At 70.7% G+C, this 20,424-nt stretch carries 18 protein-coding genes and 2 riboswitches; of the genes, 5 read left to right on the top strand and 13 right to left on the bottom strand.

All coding sequences use genetic code 11. The annotated features are described in order from the left end of the window. Window positions 1-68 precede the first annotated feature (68 nt). The 4 genes from ACFWY5_RS41185 to ACFWY5_RS41170 all read right to left on the bottom strand — a co-directional run bounded on the left by ACFWY5_RS41185 (window position 69) and on the right by ACFWY5_RS41170 (window position 4,988). Window positions 69-1,142 (bottom strand): hypothetical protein, encoded by a 1,074-nt coding sequence (locus tag ACFWY5_RS41185; protein ID WP_379638072.1) that lies wholly within the window; start codon window positions 1,140-1,142, stop codon window positions 69-71. Further along, entirely contained in the window at window positions 1,139-3,313 is a 2,175-nt protein-coding gene (locus ACFWY5_RS41180) for a YcaO-like family protein (RefSeq protein ID WP_379638071.1), read from the bottom strand. Before ACFWY5_RS41180 ends, ACFWY5_RS41185 begins: the two co-directional genes overlap by 4 nt. A 353-nt stretch (window positions 3,314-3,666) precedes the next feature. Then, on the bottom strand, window positions 3,667-4,338 hold the full coding sequence (locus ACFWY5_RS41175; RefSeq protein WP_379611092.1) for a response regulator transcription factor: 672 nt from the start codon (window positions 4,336-4,338) through the stop codon (window positions 3,667-3,669). Window positions 4,339-4,415: 77 nt separating this feature from the next. After that, window positions 4,416-4,988: a sigma-70 family RNA polymerase sigma factor gene (locus ACFWY5_RS41170; RefSeq protein WP_379611091.1), complete on the bottom strand. Its 573-nt coding sequence runs from the start codon at window positions 4,986-4,988 to the stop codon at window positions 4,416-4,418. On the opposite strand from ACFWY5_RS41170, the gene ACFWY5_RS41165 reads away from it, so the two are divergent. Beyond that, window positions 4,963-5,763, top strand: a complete 801-nt coding sequence (locus ACFWY5_RS41165; protein ID WP_379638070.1) for a zf-HC2 domain-containing protein — start codon at window positions 4,963-4,965, stop codon at window positions 5,761-5,763. The two genes, ACFWY5_RS41170 and ACFWY5_RS41165, sit on opposite strands and share 26 nt — an antisense overlap. 86 nt (window positions 5,764-5,849) lie before the next feature. Here the strand turns inward: ACFWY5_RS41165 and ACFWY5_RS41160 are convergent, their stop codons facing one another. Then, complete coding sequence (locus tag ACFWY5_RS41160; RefSeq protein WP_379638069.1) at window positions 5,850-6,407, bottom strand: LysR substrate-binding domain-containing protein; 558 nt, start codon at window positions 6,405-6,407, stop codon at window positions 5,850-5,852. A 128-nt stretch (window positions 6,408-6,535) separates the two neighbouring features. Then, complete coding sequence (locus ACFWY5_RS41155) at window positions 6,536-7,882, bottom strand: short-chain fatty acyl-CoA regulator family protein (protein WP_379638068.1); 1,347 nt, start codon at window positions 7,880-7,882, stop codon at window positions 6,536-6,538. 149 nt (window positions 7,883-8,031) lie between these two features. Between ACFWY5_RS41155 and ACFWY5_RS41150 the strand changes: the two genes are divergently transcribed. The 4 genes from ACFWY5_RS41150 (at window position 8,032) to ACFWY5_RS41135 (ending at window position 12,804) form a co-directional block, all read left to right on the top strand. After that, window positions 8,032-9,522, top strand: a complete 1,491-nt coding sequence (locus ACFWY5_RS41150) for an MmgE/PrpD family protein (protein ID WP_379638067.1) — start codon at window positions 8,032-8,034, stop codon at window positions 9,520-9,522. Further along, complete coding sequence (prpB, locus tag ACFWY5_RS41145; protein WP_379638066.1) at window positions 9,522-10,427, top strand: methylisocitrate lyase; 906 nt, start codon at window positions 9,522-9,524, stop codon at window positions 10,425-10,427. The genes ACFWY5_RS41150 and prpB overlap by 1 nt, the downstream gene beginning before the upstream one ends. Continuing rightward, window positions 10,424-11,512 (top strand): bifunctional 2-methylcitrate synthase/citrate synthase, encoded by a 1,089-nt coding sequence (locus ACFWY5_RS41140; protein ID WP_379638065.1) that lies wholly within the window; start codon window positions 10,424-10,426, stop codon window positions 11,510-11,512. The genes prpB and ACFWY5_RS41140 overlap by 4 nt, the downstream gene beginning before the upstream one ends. 241 nt (window positions 11,513-11,753) lie before the next feature. After that, window positions 11,754-11,957: riboswitch (cobalamin riboswitch) on the top strand. Between the two features lie 43 nt (window positions 11,958-12,000). Further along, complete coding sequence (locus tag ACFWY5_RS41135; RefSeq protein WP_379611084.1) at window positions 12,001-12,804, top strand: hypothetical protein; 804 nt, start codon at window positions 12,001-12,003, stop codon at window positions 12,802-12,804. Here the strand turns inward: ACFWY5_RS41135 and ACFWY5_RS41130 are convergent. From ACFWY5_RS41130 to ACFWY5_RS41100, 7 genes are all read right to left on the bottom strand, one after another. Further along, window positions 12,791-13,339 carry a hypothetical protein gene (locus tag ACFWY5_RS41130; protein WP_379611083.1) on the bottom strand — a complete coding sequence of 183 codons (549 nt, stop codon included), beginning with the start codon at window positions 13,337-13,339 and terminating at the stop codon, window positions 12,791-12,793. The genes ACFWY5_RS41135 and ACFWY5_RS41130 overlap by 14 nt on opposite strands. Further along, on the bottom strand, window positions 13,336-15,054 hold the full coding sequence (locus ACFWY5_RS41125) for an ATP-binding cassette domain-containing protein (RefSeq protein ID WP_379638064.1): 1,719 nt from the start codon (window positions 15,052-15,054) through the stop codon (window positions 13,336-13,338). Before ACFWY5_RS41125 ends, ACFWY5_RS41130 begins: the two co-directional genes overlap by 4 nt. Before the next feature lie 2 nt (window positions 15,055-15,056). Further along, window positions 15,057-16,127, bottom strand: a complete 1,071-nt coding sequence (locus ACFWY5_RS41120) for a FecCD family ABC transporter permease (protein WP_379638063.1) — start codon at window positions 16,125-16,127, stop codon at window positions 15,057-15,059. Further along, the gene (locus tag ACFWY5_RS41115) at window positions 16,124-17,305 is read right to left on the bottom strand and encodes an ABC transporter substrate-binding protein (protein ID WP_379611080.1); all 1,182 of its coding nucleotides are present in this window, start codon (window positions 17,303-17,305) and stop codon (window positions 16,124-16,126) included. Before ACFWY5_RS41115 ends, ACFWY5_RS41120 begins: the two co-directional genes overlap by 4 nt. A 131-nt stretch (window positions 17,306-17,436) precedes the next feature. Next, window positions 17,437-17,633: riboswitch (cobalamin riboswitch) on the bottom strand. 58 nt (window positions 17,634-17,691) lie between these two features. Next, a complete protein-coding gene (locus ACFWY5_RS41110; RefSeq protein WP_379611079.1) occupies window positions 17,692-18,075 on the bottom strand; it encodes a (2Fe-2S) ferredoxin domain-containing protein in 384 nt (127 codons plus the stop codon). A 32-nt stretch (window positions 18,076-18,107) separates the two neighbouring features. Next, window positions 18,108-19,136, bottom strand: coding sequence for a hypothetical protein (locus ACFWY5_RS41105; RefSeq protein ID WP_379638062.1), 1,029 nt, complete (start codon window positions 19,134-19,136; stop codon window positions 18,108-18,110). Beyond that, window positions 19,136-20,422, bottom strand: a complete 1,287-nt coding sequence (locus ACFWY5_RS41100) for an MATE family efflux transporter (RefSeq protein WP_379638061.1) — start codon at window positions 20,420-20,422, stop codon at window positions 19,136-19,138. Before ACFWY5_RS41100 ends, ACFWY5_RS41105 begins: the two co-directional genes overlap by 1 nt. Window positions 20,423-20,424 lie beyond the last annotated feature (2 nt).

Raw genomic sequence — 20,424 nt, 5'->3', positions numbered from 1 at the left:
GTGCTCCTCGCCGAACGGTTCTGCCGGATCGATGGGGTAGTCGATCGAGACCCACCCGGAGTTCCCCGTTAGGTCCGCCATGTGGCGACATGTTCAGCCAGACGGTCGGCGGCCCGCGGCAGTGTTTCGGGTGCCAAGGGCAGAGGCACGTGGGCGGGGCCGCGGGCGAGGAATCGGCGCAGCGCCGAGGTGAGGAAGTCCGCCGTGGTCATCCCGTCCGCCGCGATCCGGGCCGCCCGCTGGACGAGTTCGGGCTCCGGCCTGCCCAGAACCGGCTCGAAGGCGGCCCGCTGCCCCGGCCACGGGCAGGCATAGGGGTAACCCTCCTCGGCCAGCCGGTCGGTGGCCAGCATCGTGCTGATGGTCCAGCCGGGCAGGACGAATGGCGTGATCCCGGCGCTGGCGCACTCGTGGAGCGTGCTCATCCCCGCCGGGATCAGCACGTGACCCGCCGCGCCCATCAACGTGGCGTAGCCGGCCGCCGGTACAGCGGAGTGCACCTCGACCGCGGGATGGTCCGCCCAGCCGTACGGCAGGAGCGCCGTGAGGTCCCTGGAGCCGCCCGCGACCACAACGCGAGCCCTCTCCACGAGCACGGGCAGCACGGCGGCGAGGAACCAGCGGGCGAAGGTGGCGAGGTGATGGCCGGTGCCCGACATGCCCATGCCCCCGAAGCCGATGACGGCCAGGTGGGGGCGGCGCGCGGCGCCCGGACGCCACAGGGCGGTGTCGACGATGGGCGCCACGGGCTCGCCGTGGGGATGGGGCCCGAAGCCCGCCTGTACCAGATGAAAGCGCAGGCGGGCCGGATCGGGCTCGGCCGCGGGCCGGGCGAGCGGCCACAGCCAGGGCAGCACGTCCACGACGCCGACCTCGTGCCCCTGCTCCAGCGCCCAGGCCGCGAACTCCGGGTTGGTGATCGACACGACCAATGCTTCCGGTGGCAGAAGCCCGGCGCAGAGGTCCGGCCGCAGGGTGTTCACGTCGTGGTGGGCACAGCCGGGCCGCTCGCGCAGCAGGTGCCGTGCCGACTCCCCCGTCGCAAGGAGGTGGATCTCCTCGTCCGGGATCCGCGCCAGAGCCGCCAGCGCCGTGGCGGCCGGGCCGAAGCCCAGATTGGGCACGTCCACATAGATCGTCATGCGTGCGGCAGGGGGAAGTAGTTCAGCTCCTCCTCAGCCAGGGGCCGGTCCCGCCAGCCGAGGCTCACCGGGTGGTCCTGGATCCGGCGGCGGCCCAGGAAGGGGAAGGCTGCCGGGAAGTTCGGCACCAGGCCCGGGATCAGCACGCGGACCACGCGCAGTCCGGCCTTGGCGACGTCCTGCGTGGTCAGCTCCACGTAGACGATCTCGTAGCCCCGCGCTTCCACCAGCCGCTGATACGTGCTGAGAGAGCGGTCGGGCAGACGGGGAAGATCGTCCATGGTGCGGGTCGCCGGGGTGTCCAGCCAGGGGCGCACGGTGTCGGCCGCCCGCGGGTCGAGGAAGACCTGCTGCTGACACATCAGGTCGTTGACGTCGCGGAAGCCGGGATCGTAACTGTCGAGGTAGGCCCGGTCGGCCCGCCACGGCTTCAGCGGCGCGCTGACCCAGCCCTCGGCGATGGCCGTGCGCGTGAGCCCGCCGGGATCGTCGAGGTCCCTGCTGCCGTCCTGCAGGGTCAGCGCCTCGGTCCACGCCTTCCTGGCCGCCTCCACCGGGTCGGGGCGGGCCGCGAAGCCCACGTTGAGCAGGCCCTCGTCCGGCTTCTCCACGACGCCGGCCATGACGGGGACGCCGAACTCGTTGTCCAGGTGGATGAGCCGGGCGCGCTGGCCCATCTCGGTGGGCCTGCCCGCCCACAGGGCGTCCAGCTCGGCTCCCGGTCGTACGGCGGGCAGGGGGTGCGCGTTCATCCACCAGATCATCGTGATGTCGCGTTCGATGATCTCCTCGATGCCCGAGGTGATCGCCCATTCCAGCGACGGTCCGGCGGCGATGCCCGGATAGTAGAGATAGTTGGTCGGGGGAACCCGCGCGTAGTCGTCCATGTACCAGTTGACGTAGACCAGGCTGGCCGGCACCCAGATGTCCCGGCCGGCCGTGAGCGAGCGGCCCCGTACCCAGTGCGTGGGCAGGTCCGGCTCGAAGCGGACGAACGGAAAGCCCGGCGAGTCGTACAGCCGATCCGAGTACAACACCAGCCGCCCGGGGTCCAAGGCGTGCTCGCCCTTGAGCTCCGCGAAGGTGGCCTCGCGGACGTCGACCTTGTCGGTGACGCAGTTGCCGCAATAGCGCTCCACGGCCTCGCCGATCGCCGACAGCCGGGCCCCTTCGGGATCGCCGAACCTGCTGCCTCCGCACACGATGTTGTTGGCCCAGGTGTAGAGCCTGCGCATGTCGGCGACGTTGCTCTGCACCGTGACGAGGTCGCGGGGGATCGACTCGTGGTGCGGGAAGACCGGCAGCCCGGTGATCAGCCCGGTGCGCGGGTCGACCAGCGCCTCCTGGTCCAGCGGCGGCCCCGGATCACGCAGCGGGCGATCGGGAAGCGGCAGTAGGGGGTGGCGGACGGTCTCCAGGGTCCGCGGATCGAGCTCCAGCTCGGCCCAGGACATCCTGGCCTCTCCCGCGTCCTCGCGCAGCCACCTGTCCAGGTCGAGCATGAAGGCGGAGACCATCCAGCGCAGTTCCCCCTCAGGCGGGAGGTACGGCCGGCCGTACGCGAGCGGAGCCATCAGCGCCTCCTCCACATCGGGCAGCTCGGTAGCGGTACGGCGGCGGCCGAGCAGGTCGCGGTAGTCGGGGGCGCGTCCCGGTGCAACGGCCGGGCCCGCCCATCCCCTGCCCTGGTCGAGATGGAGCTGCGCCCAGCGCACGCCCGCGGCCGCGCAAAGGTCGTTGAGCCATTCGAGAAAGGGCACGTCCAGCCGGTCGCGTAAGGCGATCACCACGCTGCCGGGGTTCGCGGCCAGCGTGGCGTCCAGCTCGCCGGAAGCGGCCACGGTGAGCGGTGTGTGCGCTCGCGCCAGGTCGATCAGCAAGGCATCGCCGACGGCGACCACGGTCGCCGGGAGCCGCGGCTCGGCATCGCCGGTGGTCAGGCAGCCGGTCTCCAGCAGGTGGGTCAGAAGCTCCTGGTACGCCCCGGGATCCGGAGTGCCGTGGACGAGTTCGGCGGGCGAGCGGGTGCCGTCACAACGCTCCAGAAGTTCCCGGATCGCCGGCAGCGGGGCCGCGATCTCGAAGACGGCGCCCGAGGGCGTGGTCACGAGGCTCGCCTCGTCACCCAGGGGACGGAGTTCGACGCTGGTGACACGTGGTCCGGCTGCCATCCGGCTTTCTCCTTTCGCTGGGCCGGGCGGCCGGAGGCGGGCGGCCTCCGGCCTTGGACCGGCCTTACTTCCAGGTGAACGACGGAGCCAGGCTGGTGTGGTGGTTGTGCGGGGCCAGGAGCTTGGCCACGCCCTTCTTGGCGATTCGCTTGATCATGGAGTTCTCCCTCCGGAGCCGGTGCCGAGATCACGGCACGCGGCACAAGCTATGCCGGGAAAGCACGGACGTCTTCCACCCGGTGCTGGCAGAAGTGACGCGCTTTGTGGTGATATTTCCCGCGAAACCAACAGCTGTTGAAGGGGCAGGCGCACGGGTGCGCCCGGCGTGGACGGGGCTTGGGCGGCTGAGGCCGTCAGTCGTCGGGGAGGGAGGCGACCAGACCGTGGCGGAAGGCGAACGCGACGGCTTGGGCGCGGCCGGAGACGCCGAGCTTGGCCGCCATGTGATGGACGTGTGATCGCACCGTCGCCTTCGACAGCCGGAGCATGGCGGCGATGTCGCCATCGGTCAGCCCCTTGGCCAGCATCGCCAGCACCTCCCGCTCGCGCCCGGTGAGCCTGGCGGCCTCAACGGGCACCTGAGTACTGCCCGGCCCCGCGGTCATCGCCCAATCGAGCAGCCGCCTGGTCATCGAAGGGGTCAGGCACGCGTGGCCCGCGGCCACCGCACGGACCGCCCGCCCCAGCTCAGAAGCGGTGGAATCCTTGCCCACCACGCCCCGTGCGCCCGCCCGGAGGACGTCGAGCAGCCTGCTCTCGTGCTCCGGCGCGGCCATCAGCAGCACACGCGGCGACGAGTCCAGCCCGAAGGCGGTGAGCTTGTGTACCAGCCCGGTCAGATCGGCCAGATCGTCGGAGACGCCGAGCAGCACCACGTCGGGCTGGGACTTCCTGGCCTGCTTGATCGCCTCAACGCCGTCGCGCGCCTCGCCCACGATCTGGATGTCCGGCTCGCGCGAGAGAAACGCCCGCACGCCCGCGAGTACGAGGGTGTGCCTGTCACAGGTCAGGATCCGGATTCCCACGTCGTTCTAGAGCGTCCGTGTGAAGGTGTGCAACGCTCTCATGGTCCATCCCCGTTTGCTTGGCGCCTTGTCACCATTCACCCAAGATGGTCGTCGCCAACACGCGTGGAGTTCCATGCGGTTCGCCATCCGCCGTCGTCCGACAGCTGTTCCAGCAGGCTCTCGCGTGCCCTCGCCACCCGTGACCTGATGGTTCCCACCGGGCACCCGCACACCCGGCCGGCCTCCTCGTAGGACAGGCCCAGCACCTGGGTCAGTACGAACGCCTCCCGGCGCGCGACGGGCAGAGCCGCGATCAGAAGGCGGAGCTCGATCTCCCCCGCCATGTCCGGGGCGGTCTCGGCACCGGCGGGCTGGGCGAGAACCGCTTCCTCCATCCGGCGCACGCGGACCCGTTTCCTGATCGCGTCGGCCACGACCCGCCTGGCGATCGACAGCAGCCAGGTCCTGGCGCTCGCCTCGCCGCGATAGCGCTTCAGCGCCACGCAGACCCGGGCGAAGGTCTCCTGCGTGAGGTCGTCGGCGCTGTCCACGTCGGCGAGCGCGGCACACAGCCGCCAGACCTCGGGCGACGCGGCGGCGACGAACTCACGTAACGTCTCCGTGTCGCCGTGCCTGGCCGCGATGGCGAGTCGCGTGAGTTCGTCCATGGGTTCCTCTTCGGGGGGTGGAGATGGTGGCATGAATCAGGGAGCAGCCGCGGAACCCCGTTCGGCCCGGCGGCGACTACCTGCACGAGAGAGGCGAACCGATATGCAATGCAGGCAGGCTCGAGAGGCGTTCTCTGTATTGATCGACAACGAGGAGCCGGAGGTCGGCATCCATGAATTGCGCGCGCACCTGGACGCGTGCCAGGCATGCGGCGACTGGCTGAGCCGGGCCGGTGAGCTCAGCCGCGGCCTGCCCGGCTTGTTGCCGCCCCCGCCCGACCTCACCGACCGCGTCATGCGCCACCTGGCCTCGCGGCCCGTGCCGCCCGCCTGGCCGCTACGACTGGCGCGCGTGCTCCTGGGCGCCCTCGCCACCTGCCAAATCGCGATTGGATACGCAATGGTTATTAAGCCCGACTTTATTTTAGATACAGGCCCCATCCACGACATTCGGGAAATAGGGGCATTCAACCTGGCGCTCGGGGTCGGGTTCCTCACCGCGGCGCTGCGGCCGCACACGGTTTGGGGCATACTGCCCCTCGCGACAGCGGGTGCGGTGATCCTCACCGCGACCGCGCTCTGGGATCTGTACGGCGCCGCCACCGAGCCCTTGCGGGAATCCCACCATGTGATCGTGATCGTGGGCTGGGCCGTACTGGTGTGGCTGGCGCGGCTCATGCGCAACCCCCCGGAGGCCGACGGTGCACGGCCGGGCGGACTGCCCGCACGGCCGGGAGGAGGGCGCACGGCCACGCCACCGGGGGCGGCGGCCTGACCAGCTGAGCATGACAGGTCGGCATGCTGGAGGCACCACCGATCGACCTGAAGGACGCGCTCCGATCTTAGGTTTATCACACTACATTAGAAAATGATTATCAAATCTACCGCAATTCCATCCGCATGACAGGGGCTCCGCGCACCGACGCCCTGGGGCCGAGTGCGCCGCCGCCCGGTCGCCCCGGACCTTCCGTCGTCCAGCGGCGAAGCGTACGCGCTGACCAGCGGGCCCAGGTCGAGGACGACCCGGGCGAGAGCGCGGACCGGCGGGATCTCGGCGCCCTTGCGCCAGACCAGTCCCCAACGGACCGGCGGGCTGTCGTGGATGAGCACGTAAGTGACGCCGGGGCGGGCATGGTAGCGGGTGGCATGGGCGCTCAGGGGCTGGACGGCTTCCCCGGCCGCGACCCGGGTGAACAGGTCTTCCAGGCTCGCCACCGGCTCGGGAGAACGTTCGATGGACCGCCCCTTGGGGGTGAAGAAGGGGGTGTAGGCGTTCTCCCAGTATTCGGGGACGTTGCGCCGGCCGTTCGTTCGCCCGTCGAGGACGGGCACGTCGCCCAGCGTTTCCAGCGAGACCGGTCCCCGGGACAGCGGGCGGCCGGAGGTGGTCACCAGGACGCGTGGCTCAGTGAAGAGCACCGGGCCGGTGGTGAGGTCGGGCTCCCCGACGGACAGCCAGGCGACCAGGGCCCCACGGCGGCGAGGGCCGGCTTGCCCCCATCGGGGAGTGGTTCCGGCAGGCCGACACCATCCTGCTGGCCTATCGATCAGGGCGTGGTGTACGGCACCAGCCCGCTCACATGCTCGTCGGCCCGCACCTGGGTGCCGGTGGGCGGGAAGGCACGCTGGGCGCAGTCGTCTCGGTCACACACCTTGCAGCCCAGGCCGATCGGCATGACCTGCGGAGTGGCGAGGTCCAGACCGTCGGCGTAGACGAGCCGGTGGGCGTGCCGCAGCTCACAACCGAGCCCGATGGAGAACAGCGACCCCGGTGAACCATGCCGGGGAGGGCGGCGCTCCACGGTCCGCGCGACCCAGAAGTAGCGCCGCCCGTCGGGCATCTCGGCCACCTGGCTCAGCAGGCGGCCAGGGGTGGTGAAGGCGTCGTAGACGTTCCACAGCGGGCAGCTTCCGCCCGCCCTGGTGAAGTGGAAGCCGGTGGCGGACTGGCGCTTGGAGATGTTGCCGGCCCGGTCCACGCGCACGAAGGAGAACGGTACGCCGCGCATGCGGGGGCGCTGCAGGGTGCTGAGGCGGTGACAGACGGCCTCGAAGCCCACGCCGAAGTCGGCGGCGAGCCGGTCGAGGTCGTAGCGGTGATGCTCGGCCGCGTCGCGGAAGCGGCGGTACGGCAGGAGCAGCGCCCCGGCGAAGTAGTTGGCCAGCCCGATCCTGGCCAGCGCCGCGGCGTCGGCATCGGTGAACCCCGCGTCCGCGACCAGACCGGCGATCAGATCGGCGTGCTCAAGCAGGGCCAGCTGGGTCGCGAGCTGGAAGGCGCGCTGGGAGGAGCCAAGGCCCGGCGCGAGGTGTAGTACCCGGGTGTGGGGGTCATAGCGGCGTCGCGCGCTCCCGTCCTCCGCGACGCGCACGCCGTGACCGGCCAGCCGGGCCGCCGCGAGCCGTCCCGGGTCATCGCCGTCGGCCAGCGATTCCGCCGCCCGGTCCAGCTCGTCGACGTAGTTGTGCCGGTCGTAGAAGAAGTCGCGGACCAGCTCGTACGGCGCGGGCGCGACGGGCTGCGCGCCGGCCAGGACGGCGGCGTGTTCTGTGGCGGCCAGGTAGCGGCGGTGCAGTCCGGCTACCGCCCGCGCGATCTCGGGGCTGGCGGCGGCCAGGTCCGCGAGGGCGACGGCGGAGATCTCCTGACCGGCCAGCGCCTCGCGCAGGTCGGCGATGAGCCGGGTGCCGTCTTCGGGGGCGAAGAATTCGGGGTCGAGGCCGAAGACGTCGCTCAGCTGGAGCAGGACCGGAGCCGTCAGCGGCCGCTGGTTGTGCTCGATCTGGTTGAGATAGCTGGCCGAGATGCCGAGCAGCTCCGCCAGACGGACTTGGCTGACCTTCCGGTCGCGGCGCAGCGCCTTCAGCCTCGGCCCCACGAAGATCTTGCCCATGAGGACAGCCTATGCGAAGAACACTCTTCACAAATTTCGCAAAATCGCTCTCATGCTTCGCGAAACTTCGCAGATGACGTCACTGGCCTGCCAGAGCGGCCACCTGTGATGCTCGCAGGACAGCCTTCGCCGTCTTCGCAAGGAGTCGTATGGTCACCCATGTCGTCCGGGTCAGCCCCAGTGCCGACCGGTTGCCGGTCACCGGGCAACTGGCCTGGAAGCTCGCCGAGCTCGCCGTGCACGCCCCCTCCCCCGACCCCGACGTAGCGGAGATGATCGCCAACAGGGTGATCGACAACGCGGGTGTCGCCGCGGCGTCGTTGCTCCGACCGCCGGTGGCGGCGGCCCGGGACCAGGCGCTGGCGCATCGCGCGGCTTCGGGCGGCGCCGGCGTCTTCGGGGTGGCCGGGCCGTCCGTCTCACCGGAGTGGGCCGCCTGGGCGAACGGCGTCGCCGTACGGGAGCTGGACTTCCACGACACGTTCCTGGCCGCCGACTACTCGCATCCGGCCGACAACATCCCGCCGATCCTCGCCGTCGCCCAGCATCTGGGGCGGACAGGCGCGGAGCTGGCCCGCGCCATCGCGGTGGCCTATGAGGTCCAGGTCGCGCTGGTGGGCGGCATCTGCCTGCACGAGCACAAGATCGACCATGTCGCCCACCTCGGCCCGTCCGCGGCGGCCGGGATCGGCGCGCTGCTCGGGCTGCCGGTGGAGGTGATCTATCACGCGATCGGCCAGGCCCTGCACACCACCACCGCGACCCGCCAGTCACGCAAGGGAGAGATCTCCTCCTGGAAGGCGTACGCGCCGGCTTTCGCCGGGAAGGCGGCGATCGAGGCGGTTGACCGGGCGATGCGCGGCCAGGGGGCGCCCGCGCCGATCTACGAGGGTGAGGACGGCGTCATCGCCTGGCTGCTGTCCGGCCCCGGCGCCGAGTACGCGGTGGAGCTGCCCGCGCCGGGCGAGGCGACCCGCGGCATCCTGCGCACGTACACCAAGGCGCATTCCGCCGAGTATCAGGCGCAGGCCCTCATCGACCTGGCCATCGACCTGCGCGCACGGATCGGCGACCCGGCGAAGGTGGAGCGGATCACCATCCACACCAGCCACCACACCCACCACGTCATCGGCAGCGGCGCGGGCGATCCGCAGAAGTATGACCCGGCCGCCAGCCGGGAGACGCTCGACCACTCCCTGCCCTACATCTTCGCCGTCGCCCTGCAGGACGGCGCCTGGCACCATGTCGACTCCTACCTGCCCGAGCGGGCGGCCAGACCGGACACCGTCGAGCTGTGGCGGAAGATCGCCACGCTGGAGGACCCGGAGTGGACCGCCGCCTACCACCACCCCGAGCGCCGTGCCTTCGGCGGCCGCGTGGTGGTCGAGCTCGCCGACGGCAGCACCATCGAGCAGTCCCGCGCGGTCGCCGACGCCCACCCCGACGGCGCGCGGCCCTTCGCCCGCGCGGACTACATCGCCAAGTTCCGGGCGCTGGCCGCCGGAGCTGTGAGCGAGACCGAAAAGGATCGCTTCCTGGACCTGGCCACCCGCCTCGCCGGCCTGACGGCCGCCGAGGTGGCCGCGCTCAACCTGGAAGCCGGCATCGGCTCCGTGCCCGGGACGAAGGGAATCTTCTGATGCTTCACTCCCGCACCACGCCGCACGACAAGCGCCGCGCTCTGCGCGCCGGGCTGTCCGGGGGCGAGCTGCTGCGCCTTCCCGGCGCGATCAACCCGCTGTCAGCCCGCGCCATCGAGCGGGCCGGATTTGACGGCGTCTACGTGTCCGGCGCCGTGCTCGCCGCCGACCTGGCCCTGCCCGACATCGGCCTGACCACGCTCAGCGAGGTCGCCGAACGCTCGCAGGCCATCGCCCGGGTCACCGGCCTGCCCACCCTCGTCGACGCCGACACCGGCTTCGGCGAGCCGATGAACACCGCCAGGACCATCCAGATCCTGGAGGACGCCGGACTGGCCGGATGCCACATCGAAGACCAGGTCAACCCCAAGCGCTGCGGCCACCTGGACGGCAAGACGATCAGCCCGCTACCCGACGCGGTGCGCCGCCTGCGCGCCGCCGTGGACGCCCGCCGCGACCCCGACTTCGTCGTCTGCGCCCGCACCGACGTACGCACCACCGGCGGACTGGCCGCGACGATCGAGCGAGCGAAGGCGTTCGCCGAAGCCGGAGCCGATCTGATCTTCCCCGAGGCGCTGGCCGACGCCGCCGAGTTCGAGGCCATGCGCAAGGCGGTCGACGTGCCGATCCTGGCCAACATGACCGAGTTCGGCCAATCGACCCTGCTCACCACGACGACCCTGCGCGACCTCGGCATCAACGTCGTCATCTACCCCGTGACCCTGTTCCGCCTGATCATGGGCACGGTCACCGAGTCCTTGAAGATCATCGACGCTGAGGGCACCCAGGCCGGGCTGGTCGAGCGCATGCAGACCAGAGGCGAGCTGTACGACCTGCTGGACTACTCCGGCTACGCGACCTTCGACGCCGACGTGCTCACCCACGGCTACCGGGAGGACCGATGACCATCAGCAAGGGCCTGGCCGGCGTCGTGGCGGACACGACCGCGATCTCCATGGTCAACCCCGACAGCAACTCCCTGACCTACCGCGGATACCCGGTGCAGGAGCTCGCCGCCGCCTGCGGCTTCGAGCAGGTCGCCTATCTGCTGTGGCACGGCGAGCTGCCGGATGCCGGGCAACTGCGCGCGTTCGAGGCGGCCGAGCGAGCCCGCCGTACCCTCTCGCGCACCACGCTGGACGTGCTCGCCAAGCTCCCGGAGAGCTGCCACCCGATGGACGTGCTGCGCACCGCAGTCAGCCAGCTCGGCGCTGAAGACCCGCGCGAGGACGACGCCGACGCCAACCCGCACGCCGCGCTCGACCTGCTCGCCCGCCTGCCCACCGTCGTCGCCCTGAACCAGCGCCGCCGCCGCGGACAGGCGCCGATCCAGCCCGACCCCGAGCTGGGCTTCGCGGAGAACTTCTTCCACATGTGCTTCGGTGAGATCCCGGAACCCGAGGTCGTGCGCTGCTTCGAGATCTCCCTCATCCTCTACGCCGAGCACAGCTTCAACGCCTCCACCTTCACCGCCCGCGTGGTCACCTCCACGCTGTCCGACCTCTACAGCGCGGTCACCGCCGCCATCGGCGCGTTGAAGGGACCCCTGCACGGCGGAGCCAACGAGGCCGTCATGCACATGTTCGCCGAGATGAGCGACCCCGAGGCCTGGCTGGCGCAGGCCCTGGCGGACAAGCGCAAGATCATGGGCTTCGGTCACCGCGTCTACAAACACGGCGACTCGCGCGTGCCGACCATGGAGGCGGCGCTGCGCGACCTGGCGCGGCTGCGGAACGCCGACGATCTCATGAAGCGGTACGACGCTCTCGCCGACGCGATGGCACGGACCAAGGGAATTCACCCCAACCTGGACTACCCGACCGGCCCCGCGTACCACCTCATGGGCTTCGACATCCCCACCTTCACCCCCATCTTCGTCATGTCCCGCATCACCGGCTGGAGTGCTCACATAGCCGAGCAACTGACTGCGAACTCCCTCATCCGCCCCCTCAGCTCCTACGTCGGCCAAATGGAGCGACACCTCCCGTGACACTTCTCTCGACACGTGATGTGGGGTGTGGCTCTCGGGCCACCCGGTGGGACGGCTGACGGCACCGGCGCGCGGGCTGTGCGACGCCCCTGCCCGCGGCCCTTCTACGCGACCTCGGTTCGACGACCGCGCTGTCGGCGACCGGCCAAAATGTCGCAGAGCATGATCCCAGGCGGAGAGACAGACGTCCCGTCAAACCGCACGTGTACCTCATTTCAACGGGGGAGGCTACCGGCCCGTTATGCTTCCTTCTGCGGCTGGTCCGGCCCTCACGAGGGACCGGCGTAAGAGGGAACCCGGTGTGAATCCGGGACTGCCCCGCAGCGGTGAGCGGGAACGACCGCCGTCCACACAAGCACTGGGCTCCGGCCTGGGAAGCGACGGCCAGTAGACACGTGTGAGACGCCCGCGAGTCCGAATACCTGCCACCGCCCGTGTGCCACCCGGCACGCGGCCCCCAGGGGTTCCGCGAGGGAAAAGGACCCGACGTGAGACAACGCACCACCGTGCTCGGACGCCCGGCGGCCACCGCCGATCTGTGGGAAGGCTGGCGGAACTTCCGCCTGACCGACCTGCCGCTCCACGACCCCGCCTTCGCCTCGGCCGCCACCTTCGGCGTGACCGGGCCGCTGACCCGGGCCACCCGCTTCCGGCTCGACCGCAATGCGCCGCTGGCCGCCTACCATGAGGTCAGGCGGCTCGGCTTCGAGATGCGGCCCGTGCTGCCGGGGCCGCTCGCCTTCCTGCGGAGCATGGGCGGCGATCATCGGCTCCGCCTGCTGGACGCGTTCCTGGAGCCGTACGCGGAACTACTCGAACGGCTGGCCACCGCCGGAGCTCAGGAGGTCCAGCTCGACGAACCCCCGCCGGCCGATCCCGCGGACCTGCGTCACCTGGCGTACGCCTACGAGCGGCTGGGCGAGCTGAGCAACCGCCCCCGGCTGCTGGTGTGCCTGTGCTCGGGCGAAGCCGGTCCAGCGCTGGCCGTGCTGGGCGCGTCACGGGTGGAGAGCATCGCGGTCGACTTCGTGACCACGCCCGGCAACCTCGACGGCCTCGCCCGATTGGGGGGCCTGCCTCGCACGACGATCGTGGCCGCCGTCGTGGACGGCTGCTCGCCCGGCACCGGACAGGTCGATACCGCAGTGACCACATGCGCGGCGGTTTCGGAGCTCGCCGACCAGCTCGTGGTGGCCGCCTCCTGCTCCCCCGGGCAGCAATCGCCCTTGGAGACCGCCGCCGCCGTGGTCAAGATCGGCCGTGTCCGATGGGCGGGACTCAACCGTGTCTGAACCCTTTCCCGGTTCGGTCGAGCGGGTCAGGGGCCGAGCCGAAGTAGGTGGCGCGTAGCTCATCCCACGCTGCCAGCCGGTCGAAGTCGGGAGGATCGAGGATCTGCTGGCGGTCGGTGAGGAAGGGGTTGGGCAGCAGGACGGTCATGAGCTGTTCGTCGCGGCCGTTGAACAGGCGCACTCCCCAGGAGGTGGGGATGCCCTCGTCGTCGACGCGGCGATACAGCTCGGCCCGGGCGCACCGGCGGATGGCGCCGAGTTCGGGGCCGCTGGCGGTGTGCTCGCCGATGCACAGGTGGAAGTGCCAGCGGCCGAAGTCGACGGTGACGTAGCCGTCGTACATGCTGATGCGCTCAGGGGCGTTGGGCGCGGCCACCTCCCAGGCCGCGCCCTGGATGATCACGCCGAACCAGATGTGTTCCCAGTGCCGCTCGAACAGGAAGGTGACCAGGTTCAGCAGGTTGTCCTCGTCGGTGGGCAGGGGCCAGACGTGCAGGGTTCCGTTGCCGTGTTCCTCGACGACCGTGTGGTTCACGATGGGGCTCCTGACTGGTTTCGGGGGATGAGGGCGCAGTCACCGCACTTGCCGCCGCCGGGCAGTCGGTAGTACAGGCAGCAGCTGCGCCGGACGAAGAACGGGCGGCCGGGCTCGGCGAGGTCGCCTGTGCCTTTCAGCAGCTTGGTCCGCAACAACTCGCGACCGATGGGAACCGCCCGCGCGGTCAGCTCGGGGTGCCGGCGCAGCACCGCGCGGATGCTCCCGGCCAGGGAGGAGGCGGCGTTGCCCCACAGCAGGCCGGGTGCCAGCTTGACGATGCCGCGGGTGGTTTCGGCGAGTGGTTCGAGCAGTTCGGTGACGACGTTGCGGTAGATCGGCTCGATGGCGGCGCTCGGGTCGGCGGCCTGCCATCCGGTCGGGCGGGCGATCCGCAGCGGCAGCGGTCCGCTGGGGACAGGTCGCCAGTGCAGGTCTTGCGGCGGCAGGTCGAGCAGCAGGTCGTGGACGATGAACGCGCCGAGAACGGGCGACCACAGGCGCGCGGCCAGGCCCTGGAACAGGATCGAGGCGGCGACGCGCCTCTCCTGGGTACCGAGCCGCTCTGCGACGGAGTCGATGCGGCCGGCCAGGGCTGACGGGTCTGCGGACAGGTCGGTGAACGGCTGCCATCCGTCACCGGGTGGACCGACTTCCAGTTCGAAGTAGCCGCCCAGCGTGCTGGTGCCGGCCACGGCGACGGCGGGGGCGGCCGGGAGAAGGACGGGGTGGTCGTGCAGGTGCCGAGCCCAAGCCGCGACCTCGGGGATGGTGGGGAACCAAGGGGTTCGCCCGTCGTAGGCGGCCGCGTATCCGCCCTCCCTGTGATCCACGGCCAGTTGGACGGCCCCGGCGGCATCCCGGCGCCAGCCCTCCCTGGCCAGGGCGCGCTCCAGCAACGGGTCGTCGGGCAACCGTACGGGGCGGGCGCGTGCCGGGTTCAGCGTGAACACTCCTGCCTGCCGGTCGAAGGACAGCTCCTCGCCGTCGAAACAGGCGCCGATCAGGCCGTTCTCGGTCAGTTCCTCCGGTGTACCGGTGTGCAGGACACCCTCGGCCGTGACCAGCCACACCCGGTCGGCTACGCGAAGTGCCAGCTCCAGGTCGTGGGTGGACACCACGATGACCAGACCACGATCACGGGCCAGGGTACGCAGCAGGCCCATGAGGGCGACCCGAGAGGTGACGTCCAGGAAGGCCGTGGGCTCGTCCAGCAGGATCACCGAAGGTTCCTGGGCCAGGGCGCGGGCGATGAGGACACGTTGCCGCTCGCCGTCCGACAGTTCGCTGACCTGGCGTTCGGCGAGATGACCCGCGTTGACCGCGCTCAGCGCCCAGGAGACGACCGCGTGGTCGGCCGGGCCGAGCCGGCCGGTGAAGCCGGTGTGCGGGTGGCGGCCGAGTCCGGCCACCTCCCGCGCGCTCAGCAGGGGCGGCAGGTCGCGTTCGGTGAGGACGGCCGCCAGCTTGCGAGCCACCTCCGCGGGAGACAGCGAGCCGAGGACCTCCCCGTCGAGGTGCACCCGTCCGGTCAGCGGCGGCTGGAGCCCGGCCATGGTTTTCAGGAGGGTGGACTTGCCGCTGCCGTTGGGGCCGATCAGCACGGTCAGCTCGCCGGGAGCGGCGCTTGCGGCCAGGCCGTCCAGGACCCTCCGCTCCCCTCGTCCGCGGCGTGCCGGGTAGCCCGCGCACAGCGCCTCCAGGCGCAGGGACATCGTCACACCGCCAGTCCGGTCCGGGCCGCGCGGCTGCGCAGCAGCAGGGTGACCACGACGGGCGCGCCGACGATCGTGGTGACGGCGTTCAACGGCAGCACCACGCCGCTGCCCGGCGCCTGCGTGGCCACGCAGCACAACAGGGCGGTCGCCCCGCCGAGCAGGATCACGCCCGGCATGAGCAGCCGGTGATCGGCCGTGCCCAGCAGCAGCCGGGTCACATGGGGTACGGCCAGACCGAGGAAGGCGACCGGGCCGCAGTAGGCGGTCACCGCCCCGGCCAGCACCGAGGCCACCAGCAACGTGAGCGTGCGCACCAGCCGGACGTGCACGCCCATCGTGCGGGCGTAGCTCTCACCGAGCAGCAGCGCGTTGAGCGGCTTGACCCCGGCCAGCGCCGCGCCCAGGCCCGCCAGGCCCACGGGTGCGAACAGCGCCAGATCCGCCCAGGTCGTCCCGGCGAAGCTGCCCAGGCCCCAGCTGATGAACTGCTGCGCCCGCTGCGGATCGGTGTAGACCAGGAGCAAGGTGATGACCGACACCGAAGCGGACCCCACCATGACGCCGATGACGAGCAGGGTCACCACCGAGTGCACTCGCCGGGACAGCGCGAGCACCAGCGCGAGCACGGCCGCGGCACCGGCGGAGGCGGCGACCACGACGCTCGCCTTGCCCAGCCCGGCCAGCCCTGCGGTGAACGCCCCGGCCGCACCGCCCATCCCGGTCGTGACCAGGGCGACACCCAGGCTGGCGCCCGAGCTGACGCCGAGGATGTACGGCTCGGCCAGTGGGTTGCGGAACAGCGTCTGCATCTGCACGCCCGCCGCCGCCAGGGCCGCTCCGGCCAGCGCCGCCGTGATGGCGCGCGGCAGCCGTACCGTCCACATGATCTCCTGAACGGCGGGGTGGGCGGCGGGAGAGCGGATCAGTGCGGCCAGCGCCTCGCCCAGCGGGACGGGTGTGGAGCCCAGCGTGACCGCCAGCGCGAACGCGGACGGGACCGCCGCCGTCATCGCGAGCAGAGCAAGCGCCCGGCGGCGGTAGGCCACTGGGACGACCGCGAGAGCCGTCACTTGGTCATCTTCTGGTAGAAGGCGAACTCGTGGCCGGGGGCGAGGTCGGGGTGGAGGATGGCGACCAGGTCAGCGAGGATCAGGTCGGGGCGGGCGACGCCGCGTTCGTAGAAGTCGTTGCCGCCGCCGGGTCCGAGCGCCTTGTTCGACGACCAGATCTCGCCCGAGGTGAAGGCGGCGAACTTGGCGTAGCGCGGGTCGGCCTTCTCCACGTCCGATAGGCCCTTCCACTCAGCGGCGGTCGCGAGCCAGACCTTGGCGTCCTTGGCCTTGGCCAGCACCGCCTCCAGGTCCAGCGTGCTGCTGCCGGGGCCGGGGGTGTCGGCCCAGGCGTAGCTGCCACCCGCGTCCTTGATCAGCTGGGCGACGTAGCTGCCGCCGTTGGCGATCGACCACTGACCCTCGTACATCTGGCCGGGCAGCACCGTCACCGGCGTGACCGCCTTGACCTTGCCCGTCAGCGCCCGGTAGTCGCTCTCGATCTTGTCGAACACCTGGGTCGCCTGCTGCTCGGTGCCGGTCAGCGCGGCCATCAGCTTGATCCATTCGGCGCGGCCCAGCGGGGAGCTCTCCAGCCACTCGGCGTTGGCGACGATCTTGACACCTGCCTGGCGCAATGGGCCGTAGGCCTTGTCCTCGGTGCCGCCGGTCATCAGCACGCCCGGCTTGGCGGCGATGACCTTCTCGGTGTCGACCTCCTGACCCTTGGCGTACTCGGTGATGGCGCCCTCCTTCACCTTCGCCAGCACCTGTGCCGAGGTGATGAACCCGGCGGAGGCCACGCCTTTGAGCCGGTCGAGCACGCCGAGTTCCGTGACGAAGGGCAGGTGTGTGGTGGAGGCCGAATACAGCGACTCGATGGGGGTCTCGACCACGGTGGCCCCGGCCACCTTCGGGTCGGGCGTGCCGCAGCGCAGCAGCACGTACGTCTCCGGCTTGGCACCGGGTGTGGGCTGCTTGACGGTGATCGTCTGGTAGTGCCTGGCGTAGGTGAGGGTGAAGTTGCCGGCGTGCTTCAGCGTCTGCTTGGCCGGGAAGTAGTCCTTGGCCGGGTCATAGGCGGTGACGCAGCGGCCGTCGGCGGCGGCCGATGGCCTGACGGGCTGGGCCGTACCCGCGCAGCCGGTGACGAGCGCGAGGGCGAGCAGTGCTCCGCCGACAGGGCGAAAGAAACCCAACGGATTCTCCTGGAGGGGAAGGCCGCGACCGCCATTCCTCGACAGCGATCACGGCGTGCGAGGGGGCGGCGCTCCAGGAGGGAGACGGTCGTGCTCACGGTCCATCCTCTCTTGGGGAGATCCGCCCCAATTTCTCGAGGAGGCGACCGCGTGAGTCTCCTGGCTCTCGGGTCAGCGCCTACCCCGGCCTTCCCACCCACGAGAGGCAGTGGCATTGTCGGGGCACGCTCGCCGATCACAGTGGCGGGACCGCGCCGGATTCACACCGGCTTCCTCGTTCCGCCGTCGCCTACGCCGATATCGTCGCACACGTCTTCAGGACTTATCCGGGCGAAGCCGTGTCGAGGGGAACCGGCCTTGACCAGCCCACGATTCCTCGTGCACGACTAGGACTCTCCAAGAAACGCAATGAGCTCGGTCCGGTCCGATGCCCGTGGGCGAAGACGTCGAGGCGGTGTGAAGCGGTGCAGTTCGAGGATGGGCGGCAGCGGGACCAGTCCTGGGCCGCCGGCGCTGATCCAGTCGGCGACGTCCGTGGTGGCGCCCTCGTCGTTGACCAGCGCAAGCCACACCGGACGACCGCCGGCGGCCCGCCCCTCCGGCGTCGGCTGCACGATGACGACGTTGGCCTGGTCGCACACGTCGAGGCAGTCGGTGACGCGGACGTCGGAGACCTCCGCCAGCCGGCGGATCTGCTCGTCATGGTCGAGGGCGGGCACCTTCCGGACGCTGCCGCAGCAGCAGTCCCGGCACACGGTGATCCTTTTCACGGATTCCTTTCATGAGTACGACAGGGTGTGACTCAGCAGCGCTCGCCGCCCCCACCGGCACGCCAGGAGTAGCAGGCGGGGATCATGACCGGGTTCAGCGAGATCAGCCGGACGCTCCGGCCGATCGGAGTGGGAAAGTCGACGCCGACACACCAGGGCTTGGGGGTGTCGCCGCTGCAGTTGGGGCTCTCTCTCTTGATACGCAACGCCTGTGCGGTGAGGTTCATGTGCGACAGTACGGCGCCGCCGTGGCCGCCCCAGGTGTCGACGGTGTAGGTCGTCCCGCCGTTGAGCTGGTGGGCGTTCCAGGAGCCGACGGTCATGTCCTGGGTGTTGCAGGGGTCGCTGGCGTTGGTGTCGAAGTAGGCGCCGGGCAGGTTGCTGGACCACCCCAGCCCACCGTTGCGCAGGATCCAGAAGTCGTTGTCGTTGCAGCCGCCGTTGACGGACAACACCTTGGTGTCGTGCTCGTAGGCGTAGAAACTGTAGCCGGAGCCGTAGGCGCCGTTGCTGTTGCTCAGGCCGAAGAAGGAGTGGCGGATGCCGCGGTGGCCCTGCTGGTTCAGCGCGAGGGTCATGCCCCGGTCGGGCACGTCGAGTTCGGCGGCGACCGCCGCGGAGACGGGCTGGGGGCGGACCGCGCTCACCCTGTCGTCGATCACGGTGACGGGTGTGGTGGACGGGACGGCCGTCTCCGCGGTCACGTAGCCCTTCAGGACGTTCTTGACCTGGGCGGCGGCCTGAGCGGGCACGCGGAGCGCGTCGATGTACAGCGGCTTGCGCTCGCTGAGGTTCCACGTGTCTTCGAACGTGGTCAGTGCGGCTGCCACGCTGCCCTCGGGGGCCAGATAGCCGCCGCGGAACTCGCCTCGATCACCACCGAGAATCTCCAGCGCCGTCGTGCTCAACGATCCCAGCTCCTGCCGCAGGTGCGCGACGGGTGTGGGCGTGAGCTTGAGGACGAGCGTGTCAGGTGTCTCGGCCTGAGCGACCGGGCTCGCGAACGCGGCCATGAGGGCCGTGGCCGCGACGACCACAGCGGTCCGATGTGCTAATGACATCATTCTCCCCGTTCGTTGGTTGTTGACATCACCAAGCCGCGCCGGGCACGCAACCCCACAAGCACGGCCAGGAGGATCGCGAAGGCGTTCCACGCCAGGTAGATCCCGGGCAGCCCGAGGCCGAGGGTCAGGCCGAGCAGCCAGGAGAGCGGGATGAGCAGCAGGTAGTCGCAGGCGACGTTCGCCAGCATCACCGAGCGGGTGTCGCCCTGGGCGCGCAGGAAGCTGCCGGAGGCCATCGCGGGCACCATGGGCGCCAGGCTCAGCATGGCCAGCGGCACCACCTGCCAGGCCAGCGCGACGACCTCGGGGTTGTCGCTGAACCACGACAGGACGGTGGTACCGCCGAGCAGGAGCAACCCGGCCGGCACGGCGAAGACGATCAGCAGCAGCCGGGTCCCGGTGCGCCGCCAGTGCACCGCCCGGTCCGTCTGGCCCGCGCCGATCTCCTGCCCGGCCAGGATGACGATGGATGCCGAAGCCGAGGCCATCACGGTGAAGACGATGAGCAGCAGATTGTCCACGATCCGGTACGCGGCCAGCTCCGGGGTGCCCATCCGGGCGGCGAAGCCGGCGAGGAGCGCCTCGTTGAGGTAGCCGACGCCCATCGCGCTCATCTCCGGCCAGCCGATGCGCCACAGGTCCCGTGCCACGGGCCGGCCGCCGGCGGCCACGCGGGGCAGCCGGGCGCGGCCGTACGCCAGCAGGAACGCGGTGCCCGCGACGGTGGCCGCCAGCGTGGCCAGGGCCGCGCCGGTGACGCCGAGCCCGGCGGAGAAGATCAGCCACAGCCCGAGCGGCAGGTTCACCAGGTTGACCAGCAGTGCGTGCCACATCGCCGCCCGGGTCACCCCGACCCCGGAACAGGCGCTCTGCAGCGTGAAGGAGGCGGCGGCGAAGGGCACCGCGAACGCCAGCACCCGCAGGTACTCCACGCCCGGCCCGGCCAGCTCGGCGGAGGCGCCCAGCAGGCTCAGCACCGGTCCGGCGACCGCGTACAGAAGGGCGCCGATCGCGGCACCGGCCAGAAGCGAGGTACCCAGCCCGACGCGGACGACCCGGACCACGGCCGCGGGCGTGCCGGCGCCGTGCGCCTGTGCCACCTTGATCTGCACGGCGGTGGCCCAGCCGCGTACCACGACCAGGGCGATCAGGTAGACGGGCGCGGCCAGCGCGAAGGCGGCCAGCGCGGTCGTGGAGTGGCGGGCCAGCATGACGGTGTCGACGACGTTGACGACGATCTGCGTCAGCCCCGCCACCAGCAACGGCACCGTCAGTGCCCACATGC

This window comes from Nonomuraea sp. NPDC059007, assembly GCF_042740555.1.
In the GTDB taxonomy this organism is placed as follows: Bacteria; Actinomycetota; Actinomycetes; order Streptosporangiales; family Streptosporangiaceae; genus Nonomuraea.
The sequence above is the reverse complement of the archived record's forward strand: the minus strand, read 5'-3'. Positions and strand labels throughout refer to the sequence as shown.